This is a genomic window from Algicola sagamiensis DSM 14643, from assembly GCF_000374485.1.
GTDB lineage: Bacteria > Pseudomonadota > Gammaproteobacteria > Enterobacterales > Alteromonadaceae > Algicola > Algicola sagamiensis.
In genome coordinates, this window is the sequence record NZ_KB894519.1 from 1 (window position 1) to 15,764 (window position 15,764).

Annotated in this window: 13 protein-coding genes and 1 tRNA gene; all 14 read left to right on the forward strand. The window is 46.2% G+C overall.

Annotated features, from left to right (window positions below; translation table 11 throughout):
• Positions 1 to 96 (forward strand): EF-Tu C-terminal domain-related protein (locus C505_RS24155; protein ID WP_018693919.1); only part of this gene is annotated, 96 nt, incomplete at its 5' end.
• Between the two features lie 211 nt (positions 97 to 307).
• Positions 308 to 384: transfer RNA gene (locus C505_RS0120610), tRNA-Trp, on the forward strand.
• 91 nt (positions 385 to 475) lie between these two features.
• Positions 476 to 862 carry a preprotein translocase subunit SecE gene (gene secE / locus C505_RS0120615; protein WP_018694533.1) on the forward strand — a complete coding sequence of 129 codons (387 nt, stop codon included), beginning with the start codon at positions 476 to 478 and terminating at the stop codon, positions 860 to 862.
• Positions 862 to 1,407, forward strand: a complete 546-nt coding sequence (gene nusG / locus C505_RS0120620) for a transcription termination/antitermination protein NusG (protein WP_018694534.1) — start codon at positions 862 to 864, stop codon at positions 1,405 to 1,407. The genes secE and nusG overlap by 1 nt, the downstream gene beginning before the upstream one ends.
• Positions 1,408 to 1,541: 134 nt before the next feature.
• The gene (rplK, locus tag C505_RS0120625) at positions 1,542 to 1,970 is read left to right on the forward strand and encodes a 50S ribosomal protein L11 (protein WP_018694535.1); all 429 of its coding nucleotides are present in this window, start codon (positions 1,542 to 1,544) and stop codon (positions 1,968 to 1,970) included.
• A 4-nt stretch (positions 1,971 to 1,974) separates the two neighbouring features.
• Positions 1,975 to 2,679 (forward strand): 50S ribosomal protein L1, encoded by a 705-nt coding sequence (rplA, locus tag C505_RS0120630; protein ID WP_018694536.1) that lies wholly within the window; start codon positions 1,975 to 1,977, stop codon positions 2,677 to 2,679.
• Positions 2,680 to 2,933: 254 nt separating this feature from the next.
• Entirely contained in the window at positions 2,934 to 3,425 is a 492-nt protein-coding gene (rplJ, locus tag C505_RS0120635) for a 50S ribosomal protein L10 (protein ID WP_018694537.1), read from the forward strand.
• Positions 3,426 to 3,500: 75 nt separating this feature from the next.
• Positions 3,501 to 3,866: a 50S ribosomal protein L7/L12 gene (rplL, locus tag C505_RS0120640; RefSeq protein ID WP_026318135.1), complete on the forward strand. Its 366-nt coding sequence runs from the start codon at positions 3,501 to 3,503 to the stop codon at positions 3,864 to 3,866.
• A gap of 201 nt (positions 3,867 to 4,067) precedes the next feature.
• A complete protein-coding gene (rpoB, locus tag C505_RS0120645; RefSeq protein ID WP_018694539.1) occupies positions 4,068 to 8,093 on the forward strand; it encodes a DNA-directed RNA polymerase subunit beta in 4,026 nt (1,341 codons plus the stop codon).
• Between the two features lie 95 nt (positions 8,094 to 8,188).
• On the forward strand, positions 8,189 to 12,370 hold the full coding sequence (gene rpoC, locus C505_RS0120650; protein ID WP_018694540.1) for a DNA-directed RNA polymerase subunit beta': 4,182 nt from the start codon (positions 8,189 to 8,191) through the stop codon (positions 12,368 to 12,370).
• A gap of 167 nt (positions 12,371 to 12,537) precedes the next feature.
• The gene (gene rpsL / locus C505_RS0120655) at positions 12,538 to 12,912 is read left to right on the forward strand and encodes a 30S ribosomal protein S12 (RefSeq protein WP_018694541.1); all 375 of its coding nucleotides are present in this window, start codon (positions 12,538 to 12,540) and stop codon (positions 12,910 to 12,912) included.
• A gap of 90 nt (positions 12,913 to 13,002) precedes the next feature.
• Positions 13,003 to 13,473 (forward strand): 30S ribosomal protein S7, encoded by a 471-nt coding sequence (rpsG, locus tag C505_RS0120660; protein WP_018694542.1) that lies wholly within the window; start codon positions 13,003 to 13,005, stop codon positions 13,471 to 13,473.
• Between the two features lie 30 nt (positions 13,474 to 13,503).
• Positions 13,504 to 15,615 (forward strand): elongation factor G, encoded by a 2,112-nt coding sequence (fusA, locus tag C505_RS0120665; RefSeq protein ID WP_026318136.1) that lies wholly within the window; start codon positions 13,504 to 13,506, stop codon positions 15,613 to 15,615.
• A 54-nt stretch (positions 15,616 to 15,669) separates the two neighbouring features.
• On the forward strand, positions 15,670 to 15,764 hold a 95-nt coding region (locus C505_RS24160), incomplete at its 3' end, for a GTP-binding protein (protein WP_018694456.1).

Below are 15,764 nucleotides of genomic sequence, written 5' to 3' on the forward strand. Positions count from 1 at the left end.
ATCTGCCCAATCGCAATGGATGAAGGTCTACGTTTCGCGATCCGTGAAGGTGGCCGTACAGTTGGTGCTGGTGTTGTTGCTAAAATCATCGAATAGTTTTAGCTAGACAAAGCATTGAAAAGAGCGGGGCGCAAATGCGCCTCGTTTTTTATATCTACTCGATAGTGAAGAATGAGTATTTAGCTGATTTTAAATCACTTCTTGTAGATGTCTCAAAGTTGCGAAGGATTTGTATACAGATCTCTTGTATTCAATCTTCAGCCAAGTATAATAAGCATCCCTTTTTGGGTGTTATTGGCTTGTTTCTAGGGGCGTAGTTCCAATTGGTAGAACAGCGGTCTCCAAAACCGACGGTTGGGGGTTCGAGTCCCTCCGCCCCTGCCATATGATTGAAGAAGCATGCAACACAGGCCAACCTTGACTACGATTTCAAGGTCTAAAATACAAATGGTAATAACGATCACAGGTGAATGTAATGACAACCGAGGTTGAAAACCAAGGCAATACGGCGCTGGATACCGTGAAATGGATCATTGTTATCGCAATCTTAGCGGCAACAATTGTTGGTAATTTGATGTTAGACGAAAGTATCGTCGCTTGGCAGCGTTTTGGTGCAGGTACCCTTGTGTTCATTATCGCTGGCTTTATTGCTTCTACGACAGACAAAGGCGCGCGTTTTATTTCTTTTGCGAAAGAATCTCGCAAAGAAGTGCGTAAAGTCGTATGGCCAACACAAAAAGAGACGTTCCATACAACTCTTATTATTTTAGCTGCGACAGGCGTAATGGCTCTGATTTTAACAGGCCTAGATTTTGTTCTTGTCGAGCTGGTGACACTGATTACCCAATTCGGAGCTAAGTAATGGCCGAAGTGAAATTACGTTGGTATGTAGTTCAAGCGTTTTCAGGATATGAGCAGCGTGTTGCTCAGTCTTTGAAAGAGCACATCAAAATGCATGGTCTTGAAGACAAATTTGGCCAGGTTCTTGTTCCTATCGAAGAAATCGTCGAGATGCGAGCAGGGCAAAAAAGAAAATCAGAAAGAAAGTTCTTCCCTGGCTATGTCCTTGTTGAAATGACTATGGATGATGAAGCGTGGCACTTGGTACGAAATGTACCGAGAGTAATGGGCTTCATCGGCGGTACATCTGATCGCCCAGCTCCGATTTCTGATCGTGAAGCAGAAGCAATCTTACAGCGTCTGGAAGAAAATACGGACAAACCACGTCCAAAGACGTTGTTCGAGCCAGGCGAAGTGGTTCGCGTTATCGATGGTCCTTTCATCGACTTCAACGGTGTTGTTGAAGAAGTGGATTACGAGAAGAGCCGTGTGAAAGTGTCTGTTCTAATTTTCGGGCGTTCGACCCCGGTAGAGCTTGAGTTCCACCAAATCGAACAAGACAAGTAGTCCCTGAACAATTCAGTTGACTATAGGCTGCCGATTAAAATATAATCTGCGGCCTTTTTATTCACTTGGGAAGCCGTTTGAGTAAGTCTCCTCGGATTTACAAGGCGAAGACCCAAATTTAGAGGTTTAAAACCATGGCTAAAAAAGTAGAAGCGCTTATCAAGCTGCAAGTTGCGGCTGGTATGGCTAACCCTAGTCCTCCTGTTGGTCCTGCTCTTGGTCAGCACGGTGTGAATATCATGGAATTCTGTAAAGCATTCAATGCAAAAACAGACAGCCTTGAAAAAGGTATGCCAGTTCCTGTAATCATCAGTGTTTACAATGACCGTTCTTTCACGTTCGAAACAAAGACGCCTCCTGCATCTTTCCTATTGAAGAAAGCAGCTGGTCTTAAGTCTGGTTCAAGCCGCCCTAATACCGAGAAAGTCGGTACTGTAACGCGTGCTCAGCTTGAAGAGATCGTAGAAATGAAAAAAGCTGACCTGACTGCAGCCGATATGGACGCAGCAGTTCGTACTATCGCGGGCTCTGCTCGTGCAATGGGCTTGAATGTAGAGGGCTAATTCGATGGCTAAATTATCTAAGCGTATGCGCGTAATCCGCGAAAAAGTTGACGTGACTAAAGAGTACGATATCAACGAAGCGATCGAGCTATTGAAAGAGCTTGCTACTGCAAAGTTTGTTGAAAGCGTTGACGCATCTGTCAACCTTGGTATCGATGCACGTAAATCTGACCAAAACGTTCGTGGCGCGACAGTTCTACCTCATGGTACTGGTCGTGACGTTCGCGTTGCAGTCTTCACTTCTGGTGCAAATGCTGACGCAGCGAAAGAAGCTGGTGCAGATCTTGTCGGTATGGAAGAGCTTGCTGAGCAAGTGAAGAAAGGCGAAATGAACTTCGACGTTGTTGTTGCTTCTCCTGATGCAATGCGTGTTGTTGGTCAACTAGGTCAAATCCTAGGCCCACGTGGCCTTATGCCTAACCCGAAAACTGGTACAGTAACACCTAACGTTGCTGAAGCAGTGAAAAACGCAAAGGCTGGTCAGGTTCGCTACCGTAACGACAAAAACGGCATCATCCACTCTACGATTGGTAAAGCTGATTTTGACGCGAATCAAATCAAAGAAAACCTTGAAGCATTGTTGGTCGCTTTGAAAAAAGCAAAACCAGCTTCTGCAAAAGGTACTTTCATCAAGAAAGTTAGCATCTCTACAACAATGGGTGCAGGTGTTGCAGTAAACCAAGCAACACTTGAAACTCAAGTAGGCTAATCTATAGTTGTTGAGTTTACAGGGCGTGAAATTTGAACTATAATTTTGCGCCTTTGTGGGTTGAGGCGTCATGCCTCCGTCCAAGACCGTAGGTGTAGTTTTAAAAATGGCTACTTAATGTCCTACGTAGACGGTGTTAGTCCCTAAGAATTCTTCCATAAATTCTGGCTCTCACCGTTTCCATACCTTCGTTTGAAGGAAAATGAAAACGCAGGGGATTTATCCCCAAATAAGAAACCAGGAGTAAAACGCCCATGGCATTGAAGCTCGAAGACAAAAAAGCAATCGTTGCTGAAGTCAATGAAGTTGCCAAAGGTGCTCTATCTGCGGTTGTTGCAGATTCTCGTGGTGTAACAGTAGACGCAATCACAGCGCTTCGTAAAGAAGCACGTGAAAATGGCGTGTGGATGAGAGTTGTTCGTAACACTCTTGCACGTCGTGCAGTTGACGGAACTGAGTATGAGTGTCTTGCAGACTCATTCACAGGTCCTACGCTTATCGCTTTCTCTAACGAACACCCAGGTGCAGGCGCACGCTTGTTCACTGAGTTCGCAAAAGATAACGAAGCGTTTGAAGTAAAAACTGCTGCGTTTGAAGGTGAAGTAGTTAACCCAGACATGCTGGCGAAACTACCAACTTACGACGAAGCTGTTGCACGCCTAATGAGCGCAATGAAAGAAGCTGCTGCTGGCAAGCTTGTACGTACAATTGCTGCAGTTCGCGACCAGAAAGAGCAAGCGGCTTAATTTTAGCTGTCTTGTCTGGTGAGAGTATTTTAATTTTGAACCACATCGGTTCACATATGAATTTAGGAATTCAAAATGTCTGTAACTAAAGAACAAATCCTAGACGCTATTGCTGAAATGTCAGTAATGGAAGTTGTTGAGCTTGTAGAAGCAATGGAAGAAAAATTCGGTGTAACGGCAGCTGCAGCTGTTGTTGCTGGTCCTGCTGGCGGTGAAGCTGCTGCAGAGCAAACTGAATTTGACGTAGTTCTTTCTGCTGTTGGCGGTAATAAAGTTGCTGTTATCAAAGCAGTACGTGGCGCAACTGGCCTTGGTCTTAAAGAAGCAAAAGGTCTTGTTGAATCTGCACCTGCACCAATCAAAGAAGCTGCTTCTAAAGAAGAAGCTGAAGAGCTTAAAGCACAACTTGAAGAAGCTGGTGCTACTGTTGAACTTAAATAATCTAGTCTATGCTAGATTAATCGCCTGATTTTCAGGTATGGGCTGGTGATTTATTAATCACCGGCCTTTTTGCGCTGTAGGTTTCTGTAATTCTACATATTTAGCGCAAGATACAATTTGTAATTTCTGCTTTGGCATCTTGCCAAATTGGCCGCCTGTCGTGAGGCGGTAGGGTCATAAATCAGCAAGCTGAGGAACCCCATGGCTTACTCTTATTCCGAGAAAAAACGTATCCGTAAGGATTTTGGGAAGCGTCCACAAGTTTTGGATGTCCCTTTTTTGCTTTCGATTCAGCTAGATTCTTTCAATAAGTTTCTACGTCCTGATCCTGAAGGCGAATATGGATTAGAAGCTGCGTTTCGTTCAGTTTTTCCAATCAAAAGTTACTCCGGTAGCTCTGAGCTGCAATACGTAAGCTACCGAATCGGAGAGCCGGTATTCGATGTGAAAGAATGCCAAATCCGTGGGGTAACATACTCTGCGCCGTTACGCGTTAAGCTTCGTCTTGTTCTTTATGATAAGTCAGCTGCGCCTGGCACGGTCAAAGATATTAAAGAACAAGAAGTTTACATGGGTGAAATTCCACTCATGACTGATACCGGAACGTTCATTATTAATGGTACGGACCGTGTTATTGTTTCTCAGTTACACCGTTCACCGGGTGTATTCTTTGATCACGATCGTGGTAAAACTCACTCTTCAGGCAAAGTCTTGTATAGTGCACGTGTGATCCCATATCGTGGTTCTTGGTTAGATTTTGAATTTGATCCGAAAGATAACCTATTTGTTCGTATTGACCGTCGCCGTAAATTACCAGCAACAATCATTCTACGCGCACTTGAGTATACAACAGACGAAATTCTTGACATGTTCTTCGAAACAACCAAATTCGAAGTGCAAAATGGGAAACTCATGATGGAGTTGATCCCAAGTCGTCTGCGTGGTGAAATCGCCGGTTTCGATATTATCGATAACGATGGTGAAATGGTTGTTGAAGCGGGTCGCCGTGTGACAGCAAAGCACATCCGTCACTTAGAAAAATCAGAAGTGAAAAGCCTTGCAGTACCACATGAGTACATCGTAGGCCGTGTTTTAGCACGCACTTACATGAATGAGTCCACAGGCGAAGTCATTGCTGAACCAAACTCGACGGTATCTCTAGAGTCAATTGCTGAGCTTGCAAAAGCTGGTATCACATCATTCGAAACACTTTACATGAACGAGTTGGATCAGGGGCCATATATCTCTGAAACACTCCGTATCGATTCTTCAACAAACCGCCTCGAAGCACTTGTTGAAATCTACCGTATGATGCGCCCAGGCGAGCCACCAACACGCGAAGCAGCAGAGCAGCTATTTGATAACTTGTTCTTCACCGAAGAGCGCTATGACTTATCAACAGTCGGCCGAATCAAATTCAATTCACGCGTTGGTATTTCAGATGAAAAAGCGGGCACGTTAGATAAAGAAGACATCGTTGCAGTGATGAAAACACTCATCGATATCCGAAATGGCCGTGGCGATGTGGACGATATTGACCACCTTGGTAACCGCCGTATTCGTTCTGTCGGTGAAATGGCAGAAAACCAATTCCGTGTCGGTCTAGTCCGTGTTGAGCGTGCTGTAAAAGAGCGCTTAAGCCTTGGTGATCTAGACAACGTGATGCCACAGGATCTGATTAATGCGAAGCCGATTGCTGCCGCAGTAAAAGAATTCTTTGGTTCCAGCCAGCTGTCTCAATTCATGGATCAGAATAACCCATTGTCAGAAGTTACGCACAAGCGTCGTATTTCTGCACTTGGTCCTGGTGGTTTGACACGTGAGCGTGCAGGCTTCGAAGTTCGAGATGTTCACCCGACACACTATGGTCGCGTATGTCCAATCGAAACGCCTGAAGGTCCAAACATCGGTCTAATCAACTCATTGGCTGTTTATTCTCGCTGTAACGAATATGGCTTCCTAGAAACGCCATATCGCCGTGTCACGGATGGACAGGTTACAGATGAAGTGCATTACCTATCCGCAATTGATGAAGGCGAATTTGTCATTGCACAGGCGAACGCGAGTGTTGATGAAGGCAATAAGCTTCATGATGAGCTTGTTCCTTGTCGTCACCGTGGTGAATCCACGTTTATGTCGGCTGATCAAATCCAGTATATGGATGTATCACCGCAGCAGGTTGTTTCCGTCGCAGCGGCATTGATTCCATTCCTAGAGCACGATGATGCAAACCGTGCATTGATGGGATCGAACATGCAACGTCAGGCAGTTCCAACATTAAAAGCAGATAAACCGCTTGTTGGTACAGGGATTGAGCGTACTGTAGCAAAAGATTCTGGTGTAACTGTTGTCGCGAAGCGCGGTGGTTTGGTTGACTACGCAGACGCCTCTCGTATCGTTGTTCGTGTAAACGAAGATGAGATGATCCCAGGTGAAGCGGGTATCGATATCTACAACCTGAACAAATACACACGTTCAAACCAAAACACATGTATCAACCAGCGCCCAACCGTATTTGCAGGTGAGCCAGTGGTGCGTGGTGATGTGCTTGCTGATGGTCCTTCAACGGATCTTGGTGAACTTGCACTTGGCCAGAACCTCCGTGTTGCTTTCATGCCTTGGAATGGTTACAACTTCGAGGATTCAATCCTTCTTTCTGAGCGTGTTGTTCAAGAAGATCGTTTGACAACGATTCACATCCAAGAACTTAGCTGTATCGCTCGTGATACTAAGCTTGGTCCAGAAGAAATTACAGCGGATATCCCGAATGTTGGTGAATCTGCGCTTTCTAAGCTGGATGAATCTGGTGTTGTTTATATCGGTGCTGAAGTTAAAGGTGGCGATATTCTTGTTGGTAAAGTTCAGCCAAAAGGTGAAACCCAACTGACGCCTGAAGAAAAACTACTTCGCGCAATCTTCGGTGAAAAAGCCTCTGATGTAAAAGACAGCTCGCTTCGTGTGCCAAATGGTGTTTCTGGTACGGTTATCGACGTGCAAGTCTTCACACGTGATGGTGTCGAAAAAGACAAGCGTGCGCTTGAAATTGAAGAGATGGAACTTCGTCAGGCGAAGAAAGACCTGAATGAAGAGTTCAACATCCTTGAAGATGGTGTCTTGAGCCGTGCACGCAACCTATTGATTGCTGAAGGCGTCGCACAAGATACTGTAGATGGCTTGAATAAAGAAAGACTGCTTAACTACACACTTTCAAGTGAAGATAAACAATCTGAGCTTGAGCAGCTTGCCGTTCAGTACGAAGAGCTAAGAGCTGATTACGATAAGAAGTTCGAAGCGAAGCGTCGTAAAATCACACAAGGTGATGACCTGAACCCAGGTGTTCTCAAAGTCGTCAAAGTTTACCTTGCAGTGAAACGCTGCATCCAGCCTGGTGATAAGATGGCGGGTCGTCATGGTAACAAGGGTGTTATCTCTACCATTGTTCCGATCGAAGACATGCCACACGATGAAAACGGTAACCCTGTTGATATCGTCTTGAACCCGCTGGGCGTACTATCGCGGATGAACGTCGGACAGGTTCTTGAAACGCATATGGGTCTTGCAGCGAAAGGGATCGGTGAAAAGATCGATCGCATGATCCAAGAACAGCGCGAACTCGCTGAAATGCGTGAATTCCTCCAGAAAGTTTATGACTTAGGTGGAAGCCGTCAGGAAGTTGATATCGAAACATTCAGCGATGATGAAGTCACACGTCTCGTACAAAACCTGCGTGGTGGCCTTCCGATCGCAACACCAGCATTTGATGGTGCAAAAGAAGTTGAAGTGAAAGAGCTTCTTAAATTAGCAGACTTACCTGAAAGCGGTCAGATCACGCTATTTGACGGACGTACAGGTCAAGAGTTTGAGCGTAAGGTAACGGTTGGTTACATGTACATGCTGAAACTGAACCACCTTGTCGATGACAAGATGCACGCGCGTTCGACAGGCTCTTACAGTCTTGTCACGCAACAGCCGCTTGGTGGTAAAGCACAGTTCGGTGGTCAGCGTTTCGGTGAGATGGAAGTATGGGCACTTGAAGCATATGGCGCAGCTTATACGCTTCAGGAAATGCTCACCGTCAAGTCCGATGACGTGAATGGTCGTACGAAGATGTATAAGAACATCGTCGATGGCAACCATTACATGGAACCAGGTATGCCGGAATCTCTCAACGTATTGTTGAAAGAAATCCGCTCACTCGGTATCAACATCGAGCTGGAAGAAGAATAAGCCCGGGTATCGAACGATATCCATTCGGGTAACAAACAAAACGAGGCTGCGCTGGTCGCAGCCTCTTGTGGAAAACCTCCGATAGGAGAGACAAGGTGAAAGACTTACTCAAGTTTTTGAAACAGCAGAACAAGACCGAAGAGTTCGACAGCATTCGTATCGGTCTTGCTTCACCGGACATGATCCGATCGTGGTCTTATGGTGAAGTCAAAAAACCTGAGACAATCAACTATCGAACGTTCAAACCTGAGCGTGACGGCTTATTCTGTGCGCGTATTTTCGGCCCAGTCAAAGACTACGAATGTCTTTGTGGCAAATACAAGCGTTTGAAGCATCGTGGTGTGATTTGTGAAAAGTGTGGCGTCGAAGTGACCCTCACAAAAGTGCGCCGTGAGCGTATGGGCCATATTGAATTGGCAAGCCCAGTGGCACATATCTGGTTCCTGAAATCCCTTCCTTCCCGGATTGGTTTGATGCTAGATATGACACTTCGTGATATCGAACGTGTTCTTTATTTCGAATCCTATATCGTCATCGAACCAGGTATGACGACATTGGAAAAAGGCCAGTTGCTGACAGAAGAAGAATATCTGGACGCGCTGGAAGAAAACGGTGATGAATTTGATGCGAAAATGGGTGCAGAGGCGGTCCTTTCCCTATTAAAAGACATTGATCTTGAGCATCAAATTGAAGAGCTTCGTGAAGAGCTACCAAGCACGAACTCTGAGACAAAACGTAAGAAGATCACCAAGCGTTTGAAGCTACTTGAATCTTTCCACCAGTCTGGTAACAAGCCAGAGTGGATGGTGATGACTGTGCTACCGGTTCTTCCACCAGATTTGCGTCCATTGGTACCACTGGATGGTGGCCGCTTTGCGACGTCTGATTTGAACGACCTTTACCGTCGAGTGATCAACCGTAACAACCGTTTGAAGCGTCTTCTCGACCTCGCAGCACCAGACATCATCGTGCGTAACGAGAAGCGAATGCTTCAAGAAGCTGTTGATGCGTTGCTTGATAATGGCCGTCGTGGTCGAGCAATTACTGGCTCGAACAAGCGCCCATTGAAGTCACTCGCTGACATGATCAAAGGTAAGCAAGGTCGTTTCCGTCAAAACCTTCTTGGTAAGCGTGTTGACTATTCAGGCCGTTCTGTAATTACCGTTGGTCCTACGCTTAAACTTCACCAGTGTGGTCTACCGAAGAAAATGGCACTTGAGCTATTCAAGCCATTCATCTACGGCAAACTTGAAGGACGTGGTCTGGCAACAACAATCAAAGCAGCGAAAAAGCTGGTTGAGCGTGAAATGCCAGAGGTTTGGGACGTTCTTGATGAAGTTATCCGCGAACACCCAGTTCTATTGAACCGTGCACCGACACTTCACCGTTTGGGCATCCAGGCATTTGAGCCGGTCCTTATCGAAGGTAAAGCAATTCAGCTACACCCGCTTATTTGTGCGGCGTATAACGCTGACTTCGATGGTGACCAAATGGCGGTCCACGTTCCGTTGACGCTAGAAGCACAGCTTGAAGCGCGTGCATTGATGATGTCAACAAACAACATTCTTTCACCAGCAAATGGTGAGCCAATCATCGTTCCATCTCAGGACGTTGTATTGGGTCTTTACTATATGACGCGTGATCGCATCAATGCGAAGGGTGAAGGTGCTATCTTCAAAAACCCGAATGAAGCAGAAAAAGCGTACCGTACAGGTAATGCTGAGCTTCACGCTCGTGTCAAAGTTCGTATCACAGAAAATGTGAAGAATGAAGATGGTGAGTTTATCGAGAACACTGAAGTCAAAGAGACAACAGTGGGACGTGCGATCCTGTCACTTATCCTACCAAAAGGCCTTGAGTTTGAATTGATCAACAAGGCAATGGGTAAGAAGCAGATCTCTAACCTTCTCAACACCTGTTACCGTAAGCTTGGTCTGAAAGCATCAGCGATCTTTGCTGACCAAGTGATGTACACAGGTTTCCACTTTGCGATGATCTCAGGTGCATCGATTGGTATCGATGACATGGTGATCCCAGACGCGAAGAAAAACATCATCGAAGAAGCAGAAGCGGAAGTTGCAGAAATTCAGCAACAGTTCCAATCTGGTCTTGTGACCGCTGGTGAGAAGTACAACAAAGTCATTGATATTTGGTCTACAGCGAATGAGCGTGTATCCAAAGCGATGATGGAAAACCTCTCAAAAGACACGGTCATCAACCGTGATGGTGAAGAAGAAACGCAAGATTCATTCAACAGCATCTTTATGATGGCAGACTCTGGTGCACGGGGTAGTGCGGCACAGATTCGTCAGCTTGCTGGTATGCGTGGTCTGATGGCGAAACCGGATGGTTCAATCATCGAAACACCAATCGTTGCGAATTTCCGTGAAGGTCTAAACGTCCTTCAGTACTTCATCTCAACACACGGTGCGCGTAAAGGTCTTGCGGATACTGCATTGAAGACGGCGAACTCTGGTTACTTGACACGTCGTCTTGTTGACGTTGCTCAGGATCTCGTGGTGAACGAAGATGACTGTGGCACGTTAGAAGGTATTGTGATGAAGCCTTTGATCGAAGGTGGTGATGTTGTTGAGCCACTTCGTGAGCGTGTTCTTGGTCGTGTTGTTGCTGAAGATGTTTTGATTCCGAATTCAAATGAAATTCTGATCACAAGAAATACACTCATCGACGAGAAATTGTGTGATGTATTAGAAGAGCACTCAGTGGACGAAGTTCGCGTTCGCTCGGTCATCACATGTGATGCTGACTTCGGTATCTGTGCAAACTGTTACGGCCGTGATTTGGCGCGTGGTCACCTGATCAACCAAGGTGAGGCAGTCGGTGTTATCGCTGCGCAGTCTATCGGTGAGCCAGGAACACAGCTGACGATGCGTACCTTCCACATCGGTGGTGCGGCATCAAGAGCATCAGCAGAGAACAGTGTTCAGGTGAAAAATGCGGGTACGATCAAACTGCATAATGCGAAGTTCGTGCGTAACACAGATAATAAACTTGTGATTACATCTCGCTCAACTGAGTTAACGCTGATTGACGATCATGGTCGTGAGAAAGAGCGTTACAAAGTGCCATACGGTGCGGTTCTTTCCGTCGATGAGAGTGTGACTGTTACAGCGGGTGCAACTGTTGCAACTTGGGATCCACACTCACACCCAATCATCGTTGAGCGTTCCTCGAAGATTTCCTTCAGTGACGTTGATGACTCCAACACGGAGATGCAGCAGGATGAGTTGACTGGTCTAACGCGTATCGTGGTTAAAGACCTTGCGAAATTCAACGCGAAAGAACCAAAGCTTATCTTGGAATCTTCTGAAGTTGGTCTTCAAGAAATTCGTCTTCCATCGTTTACTTCAATCGAGGTATCGGATGGGACAACGGTCAACCCTGGTGACGTGATTGCACGTATCCCACAAGAGTCTTCGAAGACACGGGATATCACGGGTGGTCTACCACGAGTGGCTGACCTATTCGAAGCGCGTAAGCCAAAAGATCCAGCAATCCTTGCTGAAATCTCAGGTGCGGTCAGCTTCGGTAAAGAAACAAAAGGCAAGAAACGTCTTGTCATTACACCTGAGCAGGGTGATGCATACGAAGAGATGATCCCGAAATGGCGTCAGTTGAACGTCTTTGAAGGTGAAAAAGTAGAGAAAGGGGAAGTTATCGCTGATGGTCCTGAGTCTCCACATGACATCCTTCGCCTGCGCGGCGTGACTGATGTTGCAAACTACATTGTCAACGAAGTGCAGGACGTTTACCGTCTGCAAGGTGTTAAAATTAACGATAAGCACATCGAAGTTATCATTCGCCAGATGCTGCGTAAATGTATCATCCTGAGTGCAGGAAATACGACGCTTCTTGAAGGTGAACAAGCGGAAGTCGCTCGTGTGCTTGTTGAAAACCGTAAGATGGAAGAAGAAGGTAAAGTACCTGCGACCTTTGAGCTTCAGCTCATGGGTATTACAAAGGCGTCACTTGCGACAGAATCCTTCTTCTCTGCTGCGTCCTTCCAGGAAACAACGCGTGTTCTTACAGAAGCTGCCGTCAATGGCAAGCGTGATGAGCTTCGTGGCCTGAAGGAAAACGTTATTGTGGGTCGATTGATCCCAGCAGGTACAGGTTTCGCATATCATGCGGATCGTATGCGTCGTCGCCAAGAGCGTGACGCACAATTGGAGCCGGAACTTTCCGTTAGTGCAGATGAGGCCGAAAAGGCACTTACAGATGCATTGAATGCAGGATTGACGGACGGTGAAGATTAGTCAAGAAAGCGACAGTTGTAGAGTAATTAACCAGTTGCTCTACAACATTTGTCTAAGTTACTTGACAGGCTATTCTTTGCTCATTAGAATTCCGCGACCCCTTTTTATGGGGTGCGGAATTTTTCACGTTTTTAATCGGGTAAAACTAGAAGTTTAGGAGCTATTTAATGGCAACTATCAACCAGCTCGTGCGCAAGCCACGTCGCAGCAAAGTTGCAAAGAGCAACGTACCTGCACTTGACGCTTGTCCACAGAAGCGCGGTGTATGTACTCGTGTTTACACGACTACACCTAAAAAACCAAACTCAGCACTACGTAAAGTAGCGCGTGTTCGTCTAACGAACGGTCATGAAGTAACTTCTTACATCGGTGGTGAAGGCCACAACTTGCAAGAGCACAGCGTGATCCTTATTCGTGGCGGTCGTGTAAAAGACTTGCCAGGTGTTCGTTATCACACTGTTCGTGGCGCACTTGACTGTGCGGGCGTAAATGATCGTAAGCAAGGCCGTTCCAAGTACGGTGCGAAGAAGCCTAAATCTTAACGGATTCTCCGTTTATAGTAAGGCCAAACAATCTTGTTTGTATTTTTTAAATTAGTTTTGGGTCAACCCTGAAAATCTCGGAGAATTGACATGCCTAGAAGAAGAGTCGTTGGACAACGTAAAATTCTTCCAGATCCGAAGTTCGGATCAGAGCTTCTTGCAAAATTCGTTAACGTTCTAATGCTTGACGGCAAGAAATCTATTGCAGAAAAAATTATCTATGGTGCGCTAGACCATGCTGCAGAAAAATCTGGCAAAGAACATCTAGAAATCTTTGAAGCTGCATTGGACAACGTACGCCCAACTGTCGAGGTTAAATCTCGTCGTGTTGGTGGTTCTACATACCAAGTACCTGTTGAAGTTCGTCCAGTGCGTCGTAATACACTAGCTATGCGCTGGTTGGTTGAAGCTGCCCGCAAACGCGGCGAAAAGTCGATGTCACTTCGTCTAGCTCAAGAAATGCTAGATGCAGCTGACAGCAAAGGTGCCGCGGTTAAAAAACGTGAAGACGTACACCGTATGGCTGAAGCTAACAAAGCATTTGCCCACTATCGTTGGTAAGTCTGCCGAAATCGTTCGTGAGAGGATATTATGGCACGTACAACTCCTATTGAGCGCTACCGTAACATCGGTATTTGTGCTCACGTAGACGCAGGTAAAACTACTACCACTGAACGCGTTCTGTTCTATACTGGATTGTCTCACAAAATCGGTGAGGTACATGACGGTGCCGCAACTATGGACTGGATGGAGCAGGAGCAGGAGCGTGGTATCACGATCACTTCTGCTGCGACCACTTGTTTCTGGCGCGGTATGGATGCTCAATTCCCAGAGCATCGCATCAACATCATCGACACACCTGGACACGTTGACTTCACAATCGAAGTAGAACGTTCTCTACGTGTTCTTGATGGTGCAGTTCTAGTTCTTTGTGGCTCTTCTGGTGTACAGCCACAGACAGAAACTGTATGGCGTCAGATGGAGAAATACTCAGTTCCACGTATGGTTTTCGTCAATAAGATGGACCGTGCTGGTGCTGACTTCATCAATGTTGTTGAACAGGTTCGTGACCGTCTAGGTGCAAATGCAGTTCCAATTCAGCTCAACATCGGTGCAGAAGATGAATTCGCTGGTGTTGTTGACCTCATCAAGATGAAGCGTATCAACTGGAATGAAGAAGACCAGGGGATGACGTTCACTTATGACGAAATTCCAGCAGAGCTAGCTGACCTTGCGGAAGAATACCGCACGGAGCTAATTGAAGCAGCTGCAGAAGCTTCTGAAGAACTCATGGAAAAATACCTTGAAGAAGGTGAGCTGACTGAAGAAGAAATCAAAGGTGCACTTCGTCAACGTACATTGAACAACGAAATCGTTCTTTGTGCTTGTGGTTCTGCATTTAAGAACAAAGGTGTTCAGGCAGTTCTTGACTCAGTCATCGAATACATGCCAGCACCAGTTGACGTACCTGCAATCAAAGGTATCAACGAAGACGAAACAGAAGGTGAGCGTCCAGCAGATGACAACGCACCTTTCTCTGCGTTGGCATTTAAAATTGCGACCGACCCGTTTGTTGGTACATTGACGTTCTTCCGTTGTTACTCAGGTGTTGTTAACTCTGGTGACACAGTTTACAACCCAGTGAAAAGCAAGCGTGAGCGTTTTGGTCGTATCGTACAGATGCACTCAAAAGACCGCCAAGAGATCAAAGAAGTACGCGCTGGTGACATCGCGGCTGCGATCGGTCTAAAAGATGTCACTACTGGTGACACGCTTTGTGCACAAGATGCAATCATCACGCTTGAGCGTATGGAGTTCCCTGAGCCAGTCATCGAAGTTGCTGTTGAGCCGAAGTCTAAAGCAGACCAAGAGAAAATGGGTATCGCACTAGGTAAACTAGCGGCAGAAGATCCATCTTTCCGTGTTCAAACAGACGAAGAAACTGGTCAGACTCTTATCGCTGGTATGGGTGAGCTTCACCTTGATATCATCGTTGACCGTATGCGTCGTGAGTTCAAGGTTGAGTGTAACGTAGGTAAGCCACAGGTTGCATACCGTGAAGCGATTCGTCAATCTGTTGAAGTCGAAGGTAAGTTCGTTCGCCAGTCTGGTGGTCGCGGTCAGTTTGGTCACGTTTGGGTCAAACTTGAGCCAATGGATCACGACAGCGAAGAAACATTCGAATTCGTGAACGAAATCGTCGGTGGTGTGGTTCCAAAAGAATACATCCCAGCAGTTTCTAAAGGTATTAAAGAGCAGATGGAAAACGGTGTTATCGCTGGTTACCCTGTTCTTGGCGTTCGCGCGACACTTTATGATGGTTCTTACCACGATGTTGACTCCTCTGAAATGGCGTTTAAGATCGCAGGTTCAATGGCATTCAAGAAAGGTGCCCTTCAAGCGAACCCTGCACTTCTTGAGCCAATGATGAAAGTTGAAGTCATCACACCAGAAGAATCGATGGGTGACGTTGTTGGTGACCTTAACCGTCGTCGCGGTATCATCGAAGGAATGGACGAAGCGCCTGCTGGTATGAAAGCAGTGAACGCACAGGTTCCACTATCTGAGATGTTTGGTTACGCAACGGCACTACGTTCTGCGACTCAAGGTCGTGCTTCTTACTCAATGGAGTTCTTGAAGTACGCTGAAGCGCCGAACAATGTTGCTGAAGCAATTATCGCAGCACGCTCTGCAAAAGATTAAGTTTTAGTTCGGTCCGGTGAAGGCCGGACTTTCATTCTTTAAGGAAGTCAGGAAATGGCAAAAGAAAAATTTGAACGTTCAAAACCGCACGTAAACGTCGGTACTATCGGTCACGTTGACCACGGTAAAACAACTCTAACCGCAGCGAT

Excerpts from the sequence above, each read along its gene's own strand:
- rplL (WP_026318135.1), top strand. The coding sequence starts at position 3,501 with ATGTCTGTAACTAAAGAACAAATCCTAGACGCTATTGCTGAAATGTCA.
- rplJ (WP_018694537.1), top strand. The coding sequence starts at position 2,934 with ATGGCATTGAAGCTCGAAGACAAAAAAGCAATCGTTGCTGAAGTCAAT.
- rpsG (WP_018694542.1), top strand. The coding sequence starts at position 13,003 with ATGCCTAGAAGAAGAGTCGTTGGACAACGTAAAATTCTTCCAGATCCG.
- rpoB (WP_018694539.1), top strand. The coding sequence starts at position 4,068 with ATGGCTTACTCTTATTCCGAGAAAAAACGTATCCGTAAGGATTTTGGG.
- secE (WP_018694533.1), top strand. The coding sequence starts at position 476 with ATGACAACCGAGGTTGAAAACCAAGGCAATACGGCGCTGGATACCGTG.
- rpsL (WP_018694541.1), top strand. The coding sequence starts at position 12,538 with ATGGCAACTATCAACCAGCTCGTGCGCAAGCCACGTCGCAGCAAAGTT.
- rplA (WP_018694536.1), top strand. The coding sequence starts at position 1,975 with ATGGCTAAATTATCTAAGCGTATGCGCGTAATCCGCGAAAAAGTTGAC.
- fusA (WP_026318136.1), top strand. The coding sequence starts at position 13,504 with ATGGCACGTACAACTCCTATTGAGCGCTACCGTAACATCGGTATTTGT.
- nusG (WP_018694534.1), top strand. The coding sequence starts at position 862 with ATGGCCGAAGTGAAATTACGTTGGTATGTAGTTCAAGCGTTTTCAGGA.
- rplK (WP_018694535.1), top strand. The coding sequence starts at position 1,542 with ATGGCTAAAAAAGTAGAAGCGCTTATCAAGCTGCAAGTTGCGGCTGGT.